The organism is Deferrisoma sp., assembly GCF_054681715.1.
Map to the genome: position 1 here is coordinate 1 of NZ_BAAHFQ010000246.1, position 3127 is coordinate 3127.

Sequence of the window (3127 nt, forward strand, 5' to 3'; positions counted from 1 at the left end):
AAGATCGTCGAGCGGTTCACGGCCTCGATCGGGTTCGACCGCCGGATGTACCGCCAGGACATCCGGGGCTCCATCGCCCACGCCCGCATGCTCGCGGCCGTGGGCATCCTGACCGAGGAGGAGGCCGAGACCCTGGTGCGGGGCCTCGAGCGGGTGCTGGCCGAGATCGAGCGCGGCGAACTCGAGCTCACCGAGGCCCTCGAGGACATCCACATGAACGTGGAGCACCGGCTCACCGAGCTCGTGGGCCCCGTGGGCGGGAAGCTCCACACCGCCCGGAGCCGCAACGACCAGGTGGCCCTGGATCTGCGGCTCTACCTGGCCGACGAGGTGCCCGAGATCCTCGACCTCCTGCGGGGGCTGGGGGAGGTGCTCCTGGAGCGGGCCGAGGCCGAGGCCGACATCCTCCTGCCCGGGTACACCCACCTCCAGCGGGCCCAGCCCGTGACCTTCGGCCACCACTGGCTCGCCTACTTCGAGATGTTCCTCCGGGACATGGAGCGCTACCGGGACGCCCTGGGGCGGATCCGGCGCTCGCCCCTGGGCGCGGGGGCCCTGGCGGGGTCGCCCTACCCCCTGGACCGGGAGAGGGTGGCCCGGGACCTCGGGTTCGACGAGGTGTGCCGCAACAGCCTCGACGCGGTCTCCGACCGGGACTTCGCCCTGGAGTTCCTGTTCGCCGGGTCGGTGGTGATGATGCACCTCTCCCGGCTGTCGGAGGAGCTCGTCCTCTGGTCGAGCCAGGAGTTCGGGTTCATCGAGCTCTCCGACGGGTTCTGCACGGGCTCGTCCATCATGCCCCAGAAGAAGAACCCCGACGTGCCGGAGCTCCTCAGGGGCAAGACCGGCCGGGCCTACGGGAACCTGATCGCGCTGCTCACCACCCTCAAGGCCCTCCCGCTGGCCTACAACAAGGACATGCAGGAGGACAAGGAGCCGGTGTTCGACACCCTGGACACCGTGAAGGGGAGCCTCGCGATCACGGTGGAGATGATGCGCCACCTCAAGGTCCGGCCCGACCGGGCCCGGGCCGCCCTGAAGGCCGGGTTCCTCCTGGCCACGGAGCTGGCCGACTACCTCGCCGCCAAGGGCCTCCCCTTTCGCCAGGCCCACGAGGCGGCCGGCCGGCTCGTGGCCCTGGCCGAGGCCAAGGGGTGCGGCCTCGAGGACCTGGACCTCGAGACCTTCCGCTCCGTCTCGCCCCTGTTCGGGGAGGACGTCTACGCCGTGCTCGACCCCGAGGCCAGCGTGGCCCGACGCACCGTGCTCGGTGGGCCCGCCCCGGACAACGTGCGGCGGGAGGCCCAGCTCGGCTGGACCCGCCTCGACGCGGTCTGGCCCCGGCGGGAGTAGGGTGAAAGGCCGCCGGGCGGCCCCGAAGCGGCCGGCTGCGCCTGTCGTCGCGGGAGGGCCGACGAGGGAGTCTGCTTCGTTCCGGCGTCTCGGGGCCCTCGCCGGGCTCCTCTTGCTCGCGCTCGCCGCGGGGTGCGGCCGGCGGGGCGACCCGGTGCCGTCGAGCCTGCGGCTTCCGGCGGCGCCCGAAGGGGTCCGGCTCTCGGCCCCGGGGGGGGTGCTCCGGGTCGCCTGGGACCGGCCCCGCAAGGACCTGGGCGGCCGGCCCCTCGAAGGGATCGGGGGCTACGCCGTCCTGCGGGCCGAGTGGGCCCCCGGCGAGGACGCCTGCGCCTCGTGCCCCGAGGCCCCCCAACGGGTGGCCCGGGTGGACCCGGTGGAGCGGGCGGCCCGGGGGCTTCCGGCCGAGGCCTGGGAGGACCCCGACACCCGGCCCGGCTGGACCTACCGGTACCGGGTGCGGGCCCTCGACCCGGAGGGCCGGCCGGGGCCGCCCTCGGCGCCGGCCGACATCACCTGGGTTCCCCTTGCTCCCCCCCGGGTCGAGCCGATCCCGGGCGACGGCCGGGCCTTCGTGCGGGTGGAACCCGCCGGGTGGCCCGAGGGGGTCGAGCCCCTGGAGCTGCGGGTCTACGGGGCCCGGAGCGAGCGGTTGGCCCGGGCCCCGGCGGGTGACGGCGGGGTCGAGGTGGAGGGTCTCGAAAACGGCCGGGCGGTCGAGGCCGAGGTCCGGGTGGCCGGCCGCACCCCCGAGGGCTGGGAGGTGGAGAGCCCCGGCGCCCCTGTGCGCCTGATCGCGGTGGACACCACGCCCCCCGTCGCTCCTTCGACCCTCGCCGCGTTCACCGACCCGGGAGGGGCGCTCCTCGCCTGGGTGCCGGAGGGGCCCGAGCCCTACGCCCGGGTGCGGATTTTCCGGAAGGCGGGGGACGCCCGAGCGGAGGAAATCGCCCGGGTGGGCGGCGCCGAAACCCGGTACCTGGACCGGGACGCGGCACCGGGGGTGGTGCTCCGGTACTGGATCGTGGTGGAGGACGCGGCCGGGAACCGAAGCCTCCCGTCCCGGGAGGTGGAGATCCGGATCCCGAGCCCCCAGCCCGGGAGGAACACGCCATGAACGACGTCGGCCCAGGGCCCAGCGCCCTCCGGGTGGCCATCGTGGGCGCCGGGGCCATGGGGTGCCTGTTCGGGGCCCACCTGGCCCGGGCCGGGGTGCCCGTGACCCTGATCGACATCGACCCGCTCGAGGTGGAGGCCCTGCGCGCCCGGGGGGTGCGGCTCCACCGGGACGGGGAGGTGGCCGACGTGCCGGTGCGGGCCACGACCCGCGCCGCCGAAGCGGGCCCGGCGGACCTCGTGCTCGTGTTCGTGAAGGCCCACCAGACGCGGTCGGTCCTGCCCTCGCTTCCGGCCCTCCTGGGTCCCGAGACCCGGGTCCTGACCCTGCAGAACGGCCTGGGCGCGGCCGACGTGCTCGCCCGGGCCGTGCCGGCCGAGCGGCTCCTGGTGGGGGTCACGGCCCAGGGGGCCACCCAGCTCGGGCCCGGGGAGATCCGCCACGGCGGCCGGGGGGAGACCCTGCTGGGGCCCTACCGGCCGGGTCCCGACGCCTTCACCGCCCGGGTGGCCGAAACGTTCACCCGGGCCGGGCTCCCGGCCCGGGCCGTGGACGACCCCCGGCCGGCGGTGTGGAAGAAGCTCGCCGTGAACTGCGCGATCAACCCCGTCACGGCGCTCACGGGCATCCGAAACGGCCCCGTGGCCGAGTGGGAGC

At 75.3% G+C, this 3127-nt stretch carries 3 protein-coding genes; all 3 read left to right on the top strand.

The genetic code is table 11. The annotated features are described in order from the left end of the window. Positions 1 to 1353: argininosuccinate lyase (argH, locus tag ACY0I8_RS17280; RefSeq protein ID WP_461395740.1), on the top strand; the 1353-nt coding region annotated here is incomplete at its 5' end. A 112-nt stretch (positions 1354 to 1465) separates the two neighbouring features. Then, entirely contained in the window at positions 1466 to 2470 is a 1005-nt protein-coding gene (locus ACY0I8_RS17285; protein ID WP_461395741.1) for a fibronectin type III domain-containing protein, read from the top strand. After that, positions 2467 to 3127, top strand: a 661-nt coding sequence (locus tag ACY0I8_RS17290) for a ketopantoate reductase family protein (protein WP_461395742.1), incomplete at its 3' end; no start/stop codon positions are given. The genes ACY0I8_RS17285 and ACY0I8_RS17290, both read left to right, overlap by 4 nt.